We start from the raw sequence: 14,334 nt of genomic DNA, 5'->3' as shown, positions 1-14,334 counted from the left end.
CCGAAGGTGGCCTGTGACGGACGGAATACACGTGGGAATGACAGTTTCGGGACGAACGGTACTCATTACCGGAGCCGCCATGGGCATGGGGCTCCTGTACGCCGAACGGGCGGTGCGCGAAGGCGCCCGGGAGGTCCTGCTCTGGGACCGCAACGCGGAAGCGCTCGAGGCGGCCGCTGAACGGCTGCGCGGCCTCGGCTCGTCGACCGTGCGTTCCTGGAGCCTTGACGTTTCCTCGCTGGCAGAGGTCTCCGAAGCCGCCCAGGCCGTCCTTGTTGAGGCCGGGGCTCCGGACATCCTGGTCAACAACGCCGGAATAGTCCGCGGCAAGTATTTCTGGGAGCACTCGGACGCCGACATCGACGCGGTGATGGACGTGAACTCGCTGGCCCCCATGCACATCACCCGGGCCTTCCTGCCGGGCATGATCGACCGCCGCACCCCGGCACGGATCCTGAACGTCGCTTCCGCGTCCGGAACGCTTTCCGTTCCGAAGATGAGCGTTTACACGGCCTCAAAGTGGGCCGTGATCGGGTGGAGCGATTCGCTGCGGCTGGAACTGGAAGAGGCCGGTCACGGGCACGTGCAGGTGACCACGCTGATCCCGAGCTACATCAAGACCGGCATGTTCGAAGGAGCCCGCGGCCCGCTGATGACCCCCCTGATGGAGCCGGAATATGTGGTGGACAAGGCCTGGACGGCGCTGCTGGACGGCAAGGCCCGCGTCCAGCTGCCCTGGACCGTTCCGCTGGGAAGCGCCCTGCGCGGGCTGCTGCCGCAGCCGGTCTGGGACGTCGTGGCCGGCAGGGTTTTCAAGGTCTACCAGTCCATGGACCATTTCACCGGCCGTCCGGCGGCGGACCCGGCTCCGGCGGCCCCGGCCACTGCGGACCCTGCCCCTGCGGGTCAGGGAACCCGAACGGGAGGCGAAGCGTGAGCGCGGATCTGGCTTCCGGCCAGGCAAATCCGGGTACCATCCCTGAGCAGGTCGCAGCGGTCCGGAAGACCTACGATTCCGGCCGGACCCGGGAGCTGGCCTGGCGCCGGGGGCAGCTGCAGGCCATGCTGCGCCTGCTTTCCGAGCGGGAAGAAGAACTGGCTGCGGCACTGCACACAGACCTGGGCAAGAACAAGCTCGAAAGCTACCTCACCGAAGTCTCGATCACGCGCTCCGAGGTGGAGTACACCCTGAAGCACCTGGCGGACTGGACCCGGAGCCGCAAGGTACCCGTCCCGCTCGGCCTGCAGCCGGCGTCGGCGCGTACCGAACCTCAGCCGCTCGGCGTCGTGCTCATCATTTCGCCGTGGAACTATCCCGTCCAGCTCCTGCTGGCGCCGCTGATCGGCGCCCTGGCAGCCGGCAACGCCGCGGTGCTCAAACCCAGCGAACTGGCCCCGGCCACATCCGCCGCCCTGGCCAGGATCCTTCCGCACTACCTGGACCCCGAAGCCGTAGTGGTCATTGAAGGCGCCCAGGAAGAATCCGAGGCGCTGCTGAAGGAACGCTTCGACCACATCTTCTTCACCGGTGGGGAACGGGTCGGCAAAGCCGTGATGCGTGCCGCTGCGGAACACCTGACACCGGTCACGCTGGAACTCGGCGGCAAGTCGCCCGCCGTCGTCCTGGACGGCAACCTGGCCACCGTCGCCCGCCGCCTGGTTTACGGCAAGCTGATGAACGCCGGGCAGACCTGCGTCGCGCCGGACTACGTGCTGGCCACTGAGGACATAGCACCCAAACTGGTGGCAGCCCTGGGCAAGGCCATCCGGGAATTCGTGGGCAAGGACCCGTCCCGCAGCCCGGACTTCGGACGGATCATCAATGAACGGCACTTCGACCGGCTCACAGGCTACCTTTCCGACGGCACCGTGGCCTCAGGAGGTCGAAGCGACCGGGAAGCCCTGTACCTGGAGCCAACGGTGCTGACCGGCGTCGCGCTTGAATCCCCGGTGATGCAGGAGGAAATCTTTGGTCCGATCCTGCCGGTCATTCCTGTTCCGGACCTGAACGCTGCCATGGACATCATCAACTCCCGGCCCTCGCCGCTGGCGTCGTACCTGTTCACTTCTTCGGCCGCCAACCAGCGGAAGTTTGAGGAAGGAGTCCGTGCCGGCAGCGTGAACCACAACGCGGCAATCGTGCAGCTGGCCGTTCCGGAGCTGCCGTTTGGCGGTGCGGGTGCCAGCGGCATGGGTGCCTATCACGGCAAGCATTCCTTCGACACGTTCAGCCAGCTGCGCCCGGTCTTCTCCAAGGGCACGCTGCTGGACACCCTGCGGGTGGCATATCCGCCGTACAACGGGTTCAAGTCCCGCATCTTGCGCCGCCTGCTCTAGCTAAACGAGATAACAGAAACTGCCCGTATGAACGCTCATACGGGCAGTTTCTGTTATCTCGGTGCGATGGGGCTAGGAAATGACGCCGTCGACTATGGCCTTGGCCTCCGACTGGACCTTCCGCAGGTGCTCCTCGCCCTTGAAGGACTCGGCGTAGATTTTGTACACGTCCTCGGTGCCCGACGGGCGCGCCGCGAACCAGGCATTTTCGGTGGTGACCTTCAGGCCGCCCACGGCCGCGCCGTTTCCGGGTGCCTCGGTCAGTCGTGCGGTGATCTCCTCGCCGGCCAGGGTCGTGGCGGTGACATCCGACGGCGCCAGCTTGGACAGCGCTGCCTTCTGCTCGCGGGTGGCCGGGGCATCCACGCGGGCGTACACGGGGTCCCCGAACCGGTTCGTGAGTTCGCGGTAATGCTGGGACGGCGTCTTCTGCGTGGCTGCGGTGATTTCCGAGGCGAGCAGGGCCAGCAGGATGCCGTCTTTGTCCGTGGTCCAGGCGGTGCCGTCCAGGCGCAGGAAAGAAGCGCCTGCGGACTCTTCCCCGCCGAAGGCCACTTCGCCCGAAAGCAGGCCCGGAACGAACCACTTGAAGCCCACGGGTACCTCCATGAGCCGGCGGCCCAGGCTGTCCGTGACCCGGTCGATCATCGAGGAGGAGACCAGGGTCTTGCCGACCATGGCATCGCTGCGCCAGCCGGAACGGTTCGCGTAAAGGTACTCGACGGCCGCGGCCAGGTAGTGGTTGGGGTTCATCAGTCCGGCGTCCGGGGTGACGATTCCATGGCGGTCTGCATCGGCGTCGTTGCCCGTCGCGATGTCGTACTGGCCCGCCTGCGAGATCAGGGATGCCATCGCGTTCGGGGAGGAGCAGTCCATGCGGATCTTCTCGTCCCAGTCCAGGGTCATGAAACCGAACTGCGGGTCAACACTCGGGTTGACCACGGTGAGGTTCAGGCCGTACTGCTCGCCGATGGCGCCCCAGTAATCCACGGATGCGCCGCCCATGGGATCCGCGCCGATGTGCAGGCCGGAGGAGGCGATAACGTCCATGTTCAGGACGGAGCCGAGGTCGGCAACGTAGTGCTGCAGGAAGTCATAGGAGCCCACAGAGTCCGCCAGCCGGGCCTGGCCCAGCGGAATCCGCTTGACCCCGCGCAGCCCGTCCTCGAGCAGTTCGTTGGCCCGGTTGGCGATCCACGACGTGGTGTCCGAGTCTGCCGGACCGCCGGAGGGCGGGTTGTACTTGAAGCCGCCGTCGGCTGGAGGGTTGTGCGACGGGGTAATCACGATCCCGTCCGCCTGGTCCGTGCGCGAGGCGTTGTGTGTGAGGATCGCGTGGCTCAGTGCCGGAGTCGGCGTGTAACCGGTGCGCGCGTCGATCAGCACCTCGACGCCGTTGCCGGCCAACACTTCCAGGGCGGTATTCTGTGCCGGCTCGGACAGGGCGTGGGTGTCCTTGCCCATGAAGAGCGGGCCGGTGATGCCCTGTCCGGTGCGGTATTCCACGATCGCCTGGGTGATGGCAGCGATGTGCGGTTCGTTGAAGGAACCCTTCAGGGAACTTCCGCGGTGGCCGGACGTGCCGAAAGCGACGCGCTGCCCCGGGTCGCCCAGATCTGGTGCGACGTCGAAATAGGCGTCCAGCAGTGCCGTCAGGTCAACGAGGTCGGATGGTTGGGCAGGGGTTCCGGCGCGGTTAGACATAGACCCAAGCATGCCAAAGATTCCGATAATCCGGCAGGCATCTGCCTTCCGTGCCGCCTTCTTCCGGTTCCGGCCGCCCACGCGAGAGGCCTGTTACGGCTGGTTTGAGCGCTCATACCGGCCGTAACTGGCCTCTCGATGGGGAGGAGGGCTACTGGAGCAGTGTCCGGTCGTCCAGGCCGCCCTTGATCTTCTCGAACTCGTGAAGCAGGTCCGGCACGGTCATTGCGCTCTTCTGGGTGCTGTCCAGGTCCAGGATGATCTGGCCCTCATGCATCATGATGAGCCGCGTTCCCAGGTCCAGAGCCTGCTGCATGTTGTGCGTGACCATCAGCGTGGTGAGCTTGTGGCGGGCCACGATCTCCCCGGTCAGGCGTGAGACCAGTGCTGCACGCTGCGGGTCCAGAGCTGCGGTGTGCTCATCCAGCAGCAGGATCTTCGGCTCGCTGAACGTTGCCATCAACAGTGACAGCGCCTGGCGCTGGCCGCCGGAGAGCAGGCCGACCTTGGCCTTGAGCCGGTTCTCAAGTCCCAGTTCCAGGGACTTGAGCTCTTCGCGGAACAGCTCGCGCTTCTTGCCTGATACGCCCCAGCCCAGGCCGCGGCGCTTGCCGCGCTCGTAGGCGATGGACATGTTCTGCTCAATGCTCAGCTGCGGGGCGGAACCGGCCATCGGGTCCTGGAACACCCGGCCAATGAACTTGGCCCGCTGGTAGTCGGCCAGCTTCGTGACGTCCTTGCCGTCAATCAGCACGGAACCCGTGTCCGGGCGGAGTTTGCCCGAGACCATGTTCAGCAATGTGGACTTGCCCGCACCGTTGGAACCGATCACCGTGATGAACTCTCCGGCGTGCAGTTCCAGGTCGATTTTGGCCAGCGCCACGCGTTCGTTGACGGTGCCGGCGAAGAAGGTCTTTTGTACGTTGTCGATTTTCAGCATCGTTTTGGCTTTCCTGCTAGCTGGCCGTGGTGACGGTGGATTTGCGCAGGCTGCTGAAGGTGGGCAGCCGGCGGAACAGTTTCCACTGCGGCAGGATGAGTGCGAGCACCACCAGCACTGCGGAAATCAGCTTCATGTCGTTGGGCTCGAAGCCCAGGTCCAGGGCCAGGGCGATGACGATCCGGTAGACAACTGCACCCAGGACGACAGCCAGGGTGGAAACCACGATCAGACGGCTGCCGAAGATGGCCTGGCCGATGATCACCGATGCAAGTCCAACCAGGATGAGGCCGATGCCCATGCCGATGTCGGCGAAGCCCTGGTACTGCGCCACCATGGCACCGCACAGGCCGACGAATCCGTTCGAGAGCGCCAGGCCCAGGATCTTCATCCGGTCCGTGCTGACGCCAAAGCTGCTGACCATTTCCTGGTTGTCGCCCGTGGCCTGCATCGCCAGGCCGAGGTCGGTGTGGAGGAACCAGTCCAGGAAGAGCTTCACGCCCAGGGCCAGGAGGGCGAACAGTGCAATGGCGACGGCGCCGCCCAGGTACCCGTTTTCACGCAGGGGGGTGATGAGGGTGTCCTCGCGGAGCAGGGAGAGGTTTGACGTTCCCATGATCCGCAGGTTGATGGAGTACAGGGCAATCATGGTCAGGATGCCGGCCAGCAGGCCGTTGATCTTGCCCTTGGTGTGCAGCAGGCCGGTGACGCAGCCGGCTATCAGGCCGGCTCCGAACGCGGCTGCCGTGGCGGCCAGGGGTGGAACCCCGTTGGTGATGGAAATGGCCGCCACGGCTGCGCCGGTGGTGAAGCTGCCATCCACGGTAAGGTCCGGAAAATCCAGGATCCGGAAGGTGAGGTAAACGCCCAGGGCCATAACGGCGTAGATAAGCCCCAGTTCAACAGCAGTGATCATGGAAGTTTGTTCCTTACAGCAGGGTGGAGAGGGCAGCTTCGAGGATTACTCGATGACCTTGTCGGCCTTTTCGAGCATCGACGCGGGAATCTCGATGCCCATGTTGGCGGCTGCGGTCTTGTTGACCACGAGCTGCACCTCATCCAGGGTTTCGATGGGCATGGTGGCCGGGTCGGCGTCCTCTTCCAGGATCTTGATGGCCATCAGGCCGGTCTGGTAGCCGAGCGCTTCGTAGTCAATGCCCCAGGTGGCAACGCCGCCGGCTTCGACGGCACCGGCGTCACCGGTGACCAGCGGGATCTGTTTGGTTTCCGCAATCTGGACGACGGAGTCCAGGGCGGCCACAACGTTGTTGTCCGTGGGGATGTAGAAGGCATCCACATCCAGGGACTCGGCAGCCTGCTGTACCTCAGCGGTGTTGCTCACGGCGGCGAGCTTCAGCTCGAGGCCAAGATCCTTGGCTGCTTCCTGCGCCAGTTCGATCTGCACCTCGGAGTTCACTTCGCCCGAGCTGTAGACGATTCCCACCGTCTTGGCATCCGGAGCCAGTTCCTTGATCAGTGCCAGCTGGTCTGCGACCGGGTTGAGGTCGCTGGTGCCGGTGAGGTTGGCACCGGGGGCGTCCCAGGAATCGACGAGTCCGGCTTCTTCCGGTTCGGTGACAGCTGTGATGAGGATCGGAATATCGGTGATGGCCTGTGCGGCGGCCTGTGCCGTCGGCGTGGCGATGGCAAGCACCAGGTCGAGGTCATCGGAGGCGAACTTCGAGGCGATCGAGGTGGCAGTTGCCTGCTCACCGGCTGCGTTCTGCTCGTCGTACGTGATGTTCTCGCCCTCGGTGTAGCCGTTCTCCGCCAGGGCCCGCTTGAACCCTTCCTTGGCGGAGGTAAGCGCATCGTGCTCCACGATCTGGGTGATGCCAATCTTCACCATTTCGGAATCGCCGGCTTCAGCATCGGCGCCGCAGGCGGTGACTGCGAGTGATGCACTCAGCAGAAGGGCCCCCAGTGCCCCTGTCGTAGAACGCTTCATCGTTGCCCTTTCAGTGCGCTGCCCAGCGGCGGACGGCGCCGGGGCAGGGTGACGTGGTGCCGGGCTTCCCTGGCCCGGACCTCGGGGGCCGACGTCGGCGTCGTTCCGAGGGTGCACGGGTGTCGTTTCGCACCGGCTGATCCATCGATACTAACTGTGAGGACAGTCACATTGTCTAATGGTTACGTCATTGCGAAGACACATGTTCTACGAAGCGCCATCTCCGGCGACGAACACACATCAAAATTGGAAGGGTGTCGTCATAGTGTCCAGATCCGACCGGTGCCTGGAAGGCCCGACCGGGTAGCAAAAAGTTCCCCGTTTGGTACCCAAAGGGGCACTTTTTGCTAGGAGTTCTTGAGAAGGTGCTAGCGCACTCCACCCATGAGCTTCTTGATGGCCGGTGCGCAGAGGGCAAGGATGATGCCCAGCGCGATTGCCGTGATGCCCAGGAAGGAGAAGTAGGTGACTTCGGTGTCCTGGCTATAGAACTGTGCCAGCCAGCCCGAAAGCGTGCTGCCCAGGGATACGGACAGGTAGAACAGTGCCACCATTTGCGTGGGGAACGCAGCCGGTGCCAGCTTCGTAGCTGCCGACAGGCCGGTGGGGGAGAGCGAGAGTTCTGCGAAGGTGAACAGCAGCAGGATTCCGGCCAGCGCCAGCAGCGGTGTGCTGGCTGGGCCGCCGCCGGAGAACGGAATGAAGGCCAGGAACGCCAGGCCCATCACAGCCAAGCCAATGCCGAACTTCAGCGGGGTACCGGGCTGGCGGTTGCCCAGCTTGGTCCACATGCTTGCGAACACGGCGGCGAAGATGATGATGAAGATCGGGTTGATGGACTGGACGAAGCTCGGCGGCATTTCCCAGCCGAAGACCTCGCGGTTCAGTGAGGTGTCCGCGTAGAGCGCCACGACGGTGAACTGCTGCTGGAACAGGGCCCAGAAGACGGTGCTCGCCACGAACAGCGGCATGAAGGAGAACACGCGGCGGCGTTCAACCTGGCTTACGCGCTTGCTGGAAAGGATGACCACAAAGTAGGCGACCGCCGCGGCCAGTGCGAGGATCGCCATGAGGCCAACCAGGTTTTCGCTGTTGATCAGACCGAAGGCAACGGCTGTCAGCACAAGGATGACGGCTGCTGCGGCGATTGCTCCCACCCGGGCGAACTGGTTCTTGGGCAGCGGGTTGGCCACCAGGTGCGCCGATTCCGGCAGGTATTTGCGGGTGGCGGCGTACTGGGCGAGGCCGATGGCCATGCCGGCTGCTGCGAGGCCGAAGCCGACGTGGAAGCCGAAAGAATCCCAGAGCAGGCCGGTCAGGATCGGGCCGATCAGGCCGCCGATGTTGATGCCCATGTAGAAGATGGAGAATCCGGCGTCGCGGCGTTCATCCTTCTCGTCGTACAGGCTTCCCACAAGGGCCGTGGCGTTGGCCTTCAGGCCGCCGGAGCCAATGGCGATGAGCACCAGTCCGATTGCCAGGCCGGCGTAGCCGGGAACCAGGGAAAGGGAGATGTGGCCGATCATCACGAGGATGGCCGAGTAGAAGAGGGTCCGTTCGGAACCGAGGATGCGGTCCGCTACCCATGCGCCGACGATGGAGGAGAGGTAGACGCCGCCGCCGTAGGCGCCGACGAGGCCTGCAGCCACTCCCTCGGCCATGCCCAGTCCGCCTTCAGTGACGGAGTAGTACATGTAGTAGAGCAGGATGCCCTGCATGCCGTAGAAGGAGAAGCGTTCCCAGAGCTCAACGCTGAAGAGATTCGCGAGCATCCGGGGATGGCCGAAAAATGCCTTCCGCGCAGCAGGCGCGGGTTCGGTAGTGGTGGGACTTGGACTCATCGTCCAATAGTCCCAAAGGGCTAAGGGGTCCTAATGGTGGAAATCCGCCAAAACCGGGGAGTTCCGTGGAGGAACAATCAAGGTTCTGTGACAGGTCTCACCGCCGCGCGGACAGTTTTGTCCACATGCTGGACAAAACTGCCGAACGTTAAGCCCCTTCCTGTTAGGGCGCTTCAAGCTGCGCCGCCACGGAAAGCAGCTGTGCTTCCGCTCCGGGACGCCCGATCAGCTGGATGCCCATCCACAGTCCGTCCGCATTCCGGTAGGTCGGCACTGTGATGGCGGGAAGGCCGCACACGTTCACCATGGAGGTGAACGGAGAATACTGGCATTGCAGCGCGTAGTCTTCGTCTGCGTCACCCGTCCAGTACCAGCCGACAGGACGGGGCGTCATGCCCAGTGCCGGTGTGAGCACCATGTCCCATTGCGAATACTGGGAGATCGTGTCCTCCTCGAACGCGCGCAGGATGTCGACGGCGGCGGCCAGGTCTGCTGCGGAACGCTGCAGGGCCCGGCGGCGCATGGTCGCCGTAAGCGGGGTCAGCAGCTCCTCGGCCCCGGGCGGCAGCGGAATGTTCGCCAGCGGCGCGGTCCAGACCAGGCCGAAGGCATCCGGATACCGCTCGTCATAGCGGACCTCGGCATCGGAGATGTCATGGCCGGCGTTGGTAAGTGCCAGAATGCCCGCTTCGAGGGCCAGCCGGGCGTCAGGGTCGAGCTGGATCTCCAGCCGGGACTCAAACGGTGAACGCGTGCTGACCCCGATGCGGAAGCGGCCCTCGGCGCGCAGTGCCGCCGCCAGGAAACTGCCAGGCACCGAGGGTGCGCTCGTGGCGTGGAAATTCGGCTCGCCGGTCATGGCATCCAGCAGCAGGGCGGCGTCAGCAGCCGTCCTGGCCAGCGGGCCGGCGACGACGAACTGTCCGAGGTCGCGCTGGCCACCGCCGGAAGGTACTCGTCCGCGGTTTGGTTTGAGGCCCGTCAGGCCGGTTGCCGCTGCCGGGATCCGAACCGATCCCCCTCCGTCGGTGCCGGGTGCAAACGGCAGCATGCCGGCTGCGACGGCAGCCGCACTGCCTCCGGACGAGCCGCCCGGACTTAGTGAAGGATCCAGGGGATTGCGCGCGGGCGGGCAAATGAGGTTCTCGCTGTAGCTGCTGAGGCCAAACTCGGGCACCTGCGTTTTGCCCAGGCTGATCGCACCGGCCCGCCGGAGGACGGCGGGAAGCGGTCCGTCCTGCGCTGCGGGTTCACGCGGTACGGCTGCACTGCCCATGGTGGTCGGAACGCCCGCGACGTCGGTGAGGTCCTTGTGCGCCAGCGGCATGCCGTGCAGCAGGCCAAGGCTCCGGCCTTGGGTGTGCTCTTCATCCGCCCGTGCAGCTTCTTCGAGGGCCTGTTCAGCAGTGACTTCCACGAAGGAGCCCAGCTTTGGATTCAGCTCGGCGACCCGGTCCAGATAGTACCTCGCAACTTCCCGTGCCGAGATTTCACCGGCTGCAAGAGCGTCCCGCAGTGCCACCGCGGTCAGGCCACCCAAGTCTCCGGGGGAGGAGCTCGTGCTGTTGTCGGTAGTCGGACCAATGGGCATTTGTTACCTCCGGGGCCGGGGCTCTTCAGTTCTCTGGCGGTGCATCCCACTATAGGCTTGAAGAAACTGTGGGACAGACTGAAGGCGGGCTATCGCGTGCCTTGTCAGACCCGGCTAAGACAACTGCGAGGAAGTAATGAGCGAGATGGAAAACGTGTCAGTGACGGCCATTCCTGAAGGTGCCCGGATCCTTGATGTCCGCGAGGACTATGAATGGGAAGCTGGGCATGCCCCCGACGCTTTGCATATTCCGCTGGACCAGCTTCCGGAGCGGCTGGATGACCTTGACCCGGACACCGACCTTGCGGTGATTTGCCGCTCGGGCGGCCGCAGCGCCCGGGCTACCCAGTGGCTGGAAGCGCATGGATATTCGGCCGTTAACGTCACGGGCGGCATGGGCGCCTGGCTGGAGGCCGGCCAGCCGATGGTCTCCGACAACGGGCAAGAACCCACAGTCGTATGAGCGGCTCCGGCAGCGCCGGGGCGCAGCGCCTGCCCGGCGCCATGGTCTACACCTATTTGGGTCCGGAAGGGACGTTCACCGAAGCTGCGCTGCTGCAGGTTCCCGGAGCAGACCAGGCGGTGCGCATTCCGTCCGCGAGCGTCAGCTCGGCCTTGGAAAAGGTGCGCTCCGGCCACGCCAATGCAGCTGTGGTGCCGATTGAGAACTCGGTCGAAGGCGGTGTCAGCGCCACGCTTGACGCGATCTCCGTTGGCCAGCCGCTGCGGATCCTGCGCGAAATCCTGGTTCCCATTACCTTTGTCCTGGCGGTTCGGCCAGGTATGGAACTGGCAGACATCCGCCGGGTTTCCACGCACAGCCATGCCTGGGCACAGTGCCGGGACTGGGCGGGAAATAACATTCCACAGGCGGAATACTTGCCCGCTTCGTCGACGGCAGCCGCCGCCGTCGGACTCCAGGATCCAGAGTCCGGCTTCGATGCCGCCATCTGCGCGCCCCTGGTGGCCTCGCGGCTCGGGTTGAATGTCATCGCCCGGGACATAGGGGACGTAGCCGACGCCGTCACCCGGTTCATCCTGATCAGCCTGCCCGGACTCCTGCCGGAACCGACCGGCGCGGACAAAACGACCGTTGTTATTCCGCTTCCGGAAGACCGTCCGGGCGCACTCATGGAAATCCTGGAGCACTTCTCCACCCGCGGGGTCAACCTGAGCCGAATTGAATCCCGGCCCACCGGAGCCTTCCTCGGCGACTATTTCTTCAGCATCGACGCTGACGGGCACGTCTTTGACGCACGGGTGGCCGACGCGCTTAAGGGCCTGCACCGGGTCTCGCCGGGGCTGAGGTTCCTCGGTTCTTATCCCCGGGCGGACCACCGCCGCGCGGACGTGCCGCGGCACACCTCGGACGAGGCGTTCGAGGCTGCGGACCAGTGGCTTGCGTCATTGATTGACGGCTAGCCATGCCCCGCCTGCGCCGCAGCAACTGCGAACATCCCGGATACACCCGCCGCCGCTGGGGCAAGGGGTTCAGCTACCGCGGGCTCAGGAATGAGGTGCTGCGGGATCCGCAGGTGCTGAAGCGCATACGATCGCTTGCCATCCCGCCCGCCTGGCAGGATGTCTGGATAAGTCCGTACCCGAACGGGCATATCCAGGCTACCGGCCAGGACGCTGCAGGGCGGCGGCAGTACATCTACCATCCGCACTGGCGCGAGATGAAGGACCGGGAAAAGTTTGACCGGGCCCTTGAGCTGGCGCAGGCCCTCCCCTCCGCCCGCCGGATCATTACGAAATACCTGCGCAGCGCCGAGAGCACCCCGGAGCGTGCCTTCGCGGCGGCGCTGCGGATCATAGACTCCGGAGCCCTGCGGGTCGGAGGCTCACGGTACGCCGAAATGAACGGTTCCTATGGGACCACCACGCTGCGGATCGAACACGTCACGGTCCAGGACACCCGCCTGATCCTGGACTTTCCAGGCAAGCATGGCCAGGAATGGCATGTGGAGCTCGACGACGAGGACCTGGTCGCAGCCATGGTGCCCATGCTGGAGCGGCCGGATGCGGATACCGCGCTGGCCTACATCGGTGTGGACGGGCAGTGGCACAGCATCGATGCCTCCCAGCTGAACGGTTTCCTGCGCGAGGCGACGGCCGGGGACTTCACCGCCAAGGACTTCCGGACCTGGCAGGCAACAGTCTCGGCGGCAATGGGACTGGCCCGGGCGCACTCCGGTGCCACGACCAGGCGCGCGCAGCAGCAGGCCGTGGCCCGCACCGTGCGTGAGGTGGCGGAGCGCCTGGGCAACACTCCCGCCGTCGCCCGCAAGTCCTACGTCGACCCGCGGGTGGTGGACCGGTTCCTCGCCGGGGAAGTGATTCCAGTCGCCGGATACTCGGCCTCAGAGACGGCAGTGCGCGAGATGCTCGGGGATTAGCCGAGCATTTGCTGCCGCCTTATGGTAAGTATGCTTATAGACCCGTGCCGCAAGGCAGCCGGGCAAGCCATCGAAACGAAAGGCGGACTATGAGCGAGCACCCGAACGAAGAAGAGCGGCTGACGGACCCCAAGCCAAGCGGCCAGTCCACCGGCGACGACAATTGGCGCGGCGACGTTGGCGACCAGGGTAACGACATCCGCTTCGCCGAGGAGCAGGAACTCATCCGCCAGCAGGCCTCTCCTGCGTCGCTGAACAAGGATGAAGGCGAGTACACGGACGCAGACGGCTCAAAGGAGCCGCCGTCCCGCGGCGGGGCCCGCGACGAAGAAGGCGGTTACACCGACTCCGAAGGCACCCAGGACTAGTCAGGACCACCCGCTTCTTAGCGGAATGATCCGGCTCGCGGCCGTCTCCGCAGCCTTGACCGGGCTGGGGAGGCGGCCGACGTGCTTCCTGCCCCGCCCGGCGGCTGCGGGTCAGCAGCTCGGACGCGCAGGCAATGCGGGTCCACGGTGACGCTGACGCTGGTTGCTGCGCCCGTCAGGTCTCCGTCCAGCTGCGTGATCGTGGGGTCCTCGGTGCTGACGGTTACCTTGCGTGCCCGGCGGTATTCGATCAGGGGAAGGTCGCGGCGGTTGCGGGTGACGATCTTCCCGGCAACGGCTGCCCAGCCCAGGACCGTCCGGGGGCTCAGCACTACGATGTCCAGCATGCCGTCGTCCACCGCGGCGGACGGGATGAAGTCGATTCCTGCCGGCAGCCTGCCGGTGTTGGCGAAGAGCACGCTCCGGACCTTGCGCACCTGTGCCGGCTCGTCGTCGAGCTGGATGCGCATCCGCCGCCGCGGGCCGGGCAGCAGCCGCACCCCGGCTTCGCTGTAGGCCAGCCAGCCCACGCGTCGCTTGAGCTCGTCACGCGTAGCCGCGATGACCTCCGCATCAAGGCCGATTCCACCCATGACCAGGAAGTTGCTGGTGGAGCGGTCCCCGGTGCGTGCGTTCTCCAGCACCAGCCGGCCCATGTCGATCCGCCGCTCCGAACCGTGCAGCGCTGCCTGGACGCTGCCGGCCAGGTCATTGAGGGGCAGGCCGAGGTTCCGGGCCAGCAGGTTCCCGGTGCCCAGCGGAATCAGGCCCATGGCGGCCGGGGCGTGTGCCAGCGCGCGGGCCACCTCGCGGACAGTGCCGTCCCCGCCGGCCGCCAGTACGACGTCGGCTCCTGCTTCCAGCGCCTGCTGGGCCTGCCGGTGGCCGGGGGACTCCACCGTCGTCTCGAAAATCAGCGGAGGTTCCCACCCTGCGATTTCACAGGCTGCGCCGAGGATGGTGCGGGCGGAATCTGCCTGCGACTTGATCGGGTTGATGATCATGGCAACCCGCTGGTCCGCTGCGGCTACGGGACGGGTGACGCGTGCGGCGGCGACCAGGCGGCGGTCCCGCCGGGACATCACCTGCCACGTGGTCAGGGATGCGATAACGGCAGTTGTCAGCAGCAGGATGACGGCTATTTCGGCAGGCATGGTGATTTCCAGACTAGTCCAGCCCTGCGTGCGGGGCGGCAAGACGGTTTTC

Annotated in this window: 13 protein-coding genes; 6 read left to right on the top strand and 7 right to left on the bottom strand. The window is 65.2% G+C overall.

Annotated elements, in window-relative coordinates; translation table 11 throughout:
• Positions 1-37: 37 nt before the first annotated feature.
• Together TVB01_RS02250 and TVB01_RS02245 are read left to right on the top strand one after the other, a co-directional pair.
• Positions 38-937 carry an SDR family NAD(P)-dependent oxidoreductase gene (locus TVB01_RS02250; protein ID WP_422453765.1) on the top strand — a complete coding sequence of 300 codons (900 nt, stop codon included), beginning with the start codon at positions 38-40 and terminating at the stop codon, positions 935-937.
• Positions 934-2,337: an aldehyde dehydrogenase family protein gene (locus TVB01_RS02245; protein WP_422453764.1), complete on the top strand. Its 1,404-nt coding sequence runs from the start codon at positions 934-936 to the stop codon at positions 2,335-2,337. The genes TVB01_RS02250 and TVB01_RS02245 overlap by 4 nt, the downstream gene beginning before the upstream one ends.
• Before the next feature lie 72 nt (positions 2,338-2,409).
• On the opposite strand, the gene pgm is transcribed toward TVB01_RS02245, so the two are convergent.
• The 6 genes from pgm to TVB01_RS02215 all read right to left on the bottom strand — a co-directional run bounded on the left by pgm (position 2,410) and on the right by TVB01_RS02215 (position 10,361).
• Positions 2,410-4,041 carry a phosphoglucomutase (alpha-D-glucose-1,6-bisphosphate-dependent) gene (pgm, locus tag TVB01_RS02240; RefSeq protein ID WP_422453763.1) on the bottom strand — a complete coding sequence of 544 codons (1,632 nt, stop codon included), beginning with the start codon at positions 4,039-4,041 and terminating at the stop codon, positions 2,410-2,412.
• A gap of 151 nt (positions 4,042-4,192) precedes the next feature.
• Entirely contained in the window at positions 4,193-4,981 is a 789-nt protein-coding gene (locus TVB01_RS02235) for an ABC transporter ATP-binding protein (protein ID WP_422453762.1), read from the bottom strand.
• A gap of 16 nt (positions 4,982-4,997) precedes the next feature.
• Positions 4,998-5,897, bottom strand: a complete 900-nt coding sequence (locus TVB01_RS02230) for an ABC transporter permease (RefSeq protein WP_422453760.1) — start codon at positions 5,895-5,897, stop codon at positions 4,998-5,000.
• Between the two features lie 45 nt (positions 5,898-5,942).
• Positions 5,943-6,929 (bottom strand): ABC transporter substrate-binding protein, encoded by a 987-nt coding sequence (locus tag TVB01_RS02225; protein ID WP_422453759.1) that lies wholly within the window; start codon positions 6,927-6,929, stop codon positions 5,943-5,945.
• A 368-nt stretch (positions 6,930-7,297) separates the two neighbouring features.
• Positions 7,298-8,770, bottom strand: coding sequence for a peptide MFS transporter (locus TVB01_RS02220; RefSeq protein WP_422453757.1), 1,473 nt, complete (start codon positions 8,768-8,770; stop codon positions 7,298-7,300).
• Positions 8,771-8,933: 163 nt separating this feature from the next.
• A complete protein-coding gene (locus TVB01_RS02215; RefSeq protein ID WP_422453756.1) occupies positions 8,934-10,361 on the bottom strand; it encodes an amidase in 1,428 nt (475 codons plus the stop codon).
• Positions 10,362-10,497: 136 nt separating this feature from the next.
• On the opposite strand from TVB01_RS02215, the gene TVB01_RS02210 reads away from it, so the two are divergent.
• The 4 genes from TVB01_RS02210 to TVB01_RS02195 all read left to right on the top strand — a co-directional run bounded on the left by TVB01_RS02210 (position 10,498) and on the right by TVB01_RS02195 (position 13,128).
• Positions 10,498-10,824, top strand: a complete 327-nt coding sequence (locus tag TVB01_RS02210; protein ID WP_422453754.1) for a rhodanese-like domain-containing protein — start codon at positions 10,498-10,500, stop codon at positions 10,822-10,824.
• Positions 10,821-11,783, top strand: a complete 963-nt coding sequence (pheA, locus tag TVB01_RS02205; protein WP_422453752.1) for a prephenate dehydratase — start codon at positions 10,821-10,823, stop codon at positions 11,781-11,783. The genes TVB01_RS02210 and pheA overlap by 4 nt, the downstream gene beginning before the upstream one ends.
• A gap of 2 nt (positions 11,784-11,785) precedes the next feature.
• On the top strand, positions 11,786-12,760 hold the full coding sequence (locus tag TVB01_RS02200; RefSeq protein ID WP_422453751.1) for a DNA topoisomerase IB: 975 nt from the start codon (positions 11,786-11,788) through the stop codon (positions 12,758-12,760).
• An 89-nt stretch (positions 12,761-12,849) separates the two neighbouring features.
• Positions 12,850-13,128 (top strand): hypothetical protein, encoded by a 279-nt coding sequence (locus TVB01_RS02195; RefSeq protein ID WP_422453749.1) that lies wholly within the window; start codon positions 12,850-12,852, stop codon positions 13,126-13,128.
• A 17-nt stretch (positions 13,129-13,145) separates the two neighbouring features.
• Here TVB01_RS02195 and TVB01_RS02190 read toward each other — a convergent pair whose 3' ends face one another.
• Complete coding sequence (locus TVB01_RS02190) at positions 13,146-14,282, bottom strand: diacylglycerol/lipid kinase family protein (RefSeq protein WP_422453747.1); 1,137 nt, start codon at positions 14,280-14,282, stop codon at positions 13,146-13,148.
• Positions 14,283-14,334 lie beyond the last annotated feature (52 nt).

Source organism: Arthrobacter sp. 7Tela_A1 (genome assembly GCF_049311065.1).
Classification (GTDB): Bacteria; Actinomycetota; Actinomycetes; order Actinomycetales; family Micrococcaceae; genus Arthrobacter_B.
This window is presented reverse-complemented; position numbering and strand designations above follow the sequence as displayed.

What these genes read in the sequence shown, in the direction of transcription:
- TVB01_RS02250 (WP_422453765.1), top strand. Translation starts at nt 38, where the DNA reads ATGACAGTTTCGGGACGAACGGTACTCATTACCGGAGCCGCCATGGGC.
- pgm (WP_422453763.1), bottom strand. Translation starts at nt 4,041, where the DNA reads ATGTCTAACCGCGCCGGAACCCCTGCCCAACCATCCGACCTCGTTGAC.
- TVB01_RS02235 (WP_422453762.1), bottom strand. Translation starts at nt 4,981, where the DNA reads ATGCTGAAAATCGACAACGTACAAAAGACCTTCTTCGCCGGCACCGTC.
- TVB01_RS02230 (WP_422453760.1), bottom strand. Translation starts at nt 5,897, where the DNA reads ATGATCACTGCTGTTGAACTGGGGCTTATCTACGCCGTTATGGCCCTG.
- TVB01_RS02225 (WP_422453759.1), bottom strand. Translation starts at nt 6,929, where the DNA reads ATGAAGCGTTCTACGACAGGGGCACTGGGGGCCCTTCTGCTGAGTGCA.
- TVB01_RS02220 (WP_422453757.1), bottom strand. Translation starts at nt 8,770, where the DNA reads ATGAGTCCAAGTCCCACCACTACCGAACCCGCGCCTGCTGCGCGGAAG.
- TVB01_RS02215 (WP_422453756.1), bottom strand. Translation starts at nt 10,361, where the DNA reads ATGCCCATTGGTCCGACTACCGACAACAGCACGAGCTCCTCCCCCGGA.
- TVB01_RS02210 (WP_422453754.1), top strand. Translation starts at nt 10,498, where the DNA reads ATGAGCGAGATGGAAAACGTGTCAGTGACGGCCATTCCTGAAGGTGCC.
- pheA (WP_422453752.1), top strand. Translation starts at nt 10,821, where the DNA reads ATGAGCGGCTCCGGCAGCGCCGGGGCGCAGCGCCTGCCCGGCGCCATG.
- TVB01_RS02200 (WP_422453751.1), top strand. Translation starts at nt 11,786, where the DNA reads ATGCCCCGCCTGCGCCGCAGCAACTGCGAACATCCCGGATACACCCGC.
- TVB01_RS02195 (WP_422453749.1), top strand. Translation starts at nt 12,850, where the DNA reads ATGAGCGAGCACCCGAACGAAGAAGAGCGGCTGACGGACCCCAAGCCA.
- TVB01_RS02190 (WP_422453747.1), bottom strand. Translation starts at nt 14,282, where the DNA reads ATGCCTGCCGAAATAGCCGTCATCCTGCTGCTGACAACTGCCGTTATC.